This window comes from Desulfovibrio sp. 1188_IL3213, assembly GCF_036763145.1.
In the GTDB taxonomy this organism is placed as follows: Bacteria; Desulfobacterota; Desulfovibrionia; order Desulfovibrionales; family Desulfovibrionaceae; genus Desulfovibrio.
Genome location: NZ_JBAIYR010000556.1, coordinates 1 through 1,262, shown reverse-complemented (window position 1 = coordinate 1,262; position 1,262 = coordinate 1). Strand labels below are relative to the sequence as shown.

Annotated in this window: 2 protein-coding genes; one reads left to right on the top strand and one right to left on the bottom strand. The window is 61.3% G+C overall.

All coding sequences use genetic code 11. The features are described from left to right. Positions 1-85: 85 nt before the first annotated feature. Positions 86-283, bottom strand: coding sequence for a heavy-metal-associated domain-containing protein (locus V6C16_RS13545; protein ID WP_333543475.1), 198 nt, complete (start codon positions 281-283; stop codon positions 86-88). 156 nt (positions 284-439) lie between these two features. Here V6C16_RS13545 and V6C16_RS13540 point away from each other — a divergent pair. After that, positions 440-1,262, top strand: an 823-nt coding sequence (locus V6C16_RS13540) for a cation transporter (protein ID WP_333543474.1), incomplete at its 3' end; no start/stop codon positions are given.

Below are 1,262 nucleotides of genomic sequence, written 5' to 3'. Positions count from 1 at the left end.
CCCGGGCGCGCAGCCCGCGCCGGTTATTTCGGCTGAAAAACCGGCGCTGAGCCGCCGCGCGTTGCCGGGCAGGCCGAAGGCATGCCTATTCCGGATCAAAACCGATATTGCTGATAGCCGTGCGCAGGGCGTCCATATCCACGGGGCCGTCTTCTTCGTAGCGCAAAACCTTTTCGTCCAGGTCAACCAGCGGATTTTTTATGCCGGAAACCTTGCCCGCCGCTTCTTCCACAGCGGCCTTGCAATGCCCGCAACGCATACCATTGACTTTCAGGCTTTTCATCATATCCTCCTTGGGAAACAGTTTTCAATTTCAGTGTTGTGCAAGTTTACGCGCGGTCATGGCAAATGACAAGCCACGGCAAAATAACCCCGAACCGGAGAGCCGGGCCGCTCGGTGCAGCGCCGCGTCCGGAACGGAAAAGGTTGGAGGACGAATATGAGCGAGGCCATTGCGGGTAATGACGCCGCCGAAGGGGCCTGCCCCCTGCACTTTGATATCGGGGGCATGCACTGCGCCGCCTGCTCGTCACGCATTGAGCGCGTGGTGGGGCGCATGGACGGCGTGGAAAAAATCAGCGTCAACCTTGCCACTGCCAAGGCGGAAGTATGGGCCAGTCCCGGCCGTGAGGACGAGGTGCAGCACGAGATTATGGAGCGGGTAGCCACGCTCGGTTTCAGCGCCACCCCCGCCGCCGATGACGATGCCTCCGCAGAATTTGCCGAAGGCAGGGCCAAGGCCCTCAAGGATTCACGCGACCGTCTGGGCCGCCTTGTGCCTATGGCCTGCTTTGCCGTGCCGCTGCTTGTCGTATCAATGGGGCATATGGTGGGCCTTGATCTGCCCGGCTGGCTCGATCCGCACGCTTCGCCGCGCACATTTATGCTGGTGCAGCTTTTTCTCAGCCTGCCCATAGTCTGGCTTGGACGCCACTTTTATGTGGACGGCATCCGCGCGTTGCTGCGCAAGGCTCCGGCAATGGACAGTCTGGTGGCCGTGGGTACGGGCGCGGCTTTTGTTTACAGTCTGGTCAACACGGTGCTTGGCCTCATGGGCCTCGATCCGGTGGAACGGGCCATGAATCTTTATTACGAATCCGGGGCCGTACTGCTGACCATGATAGAGCTGGGGCAGTTTCTTGAGGCCACGGCAAAGCGCAAGGCCGGAGACGCCATGGGCGCGCTCATGAGTCTCACCCCCGAAACGGCCTTGCAGCTTGATCCGGCGGACGAGGCCCAGCCGCCGCGCGAGGTTCCCCTGT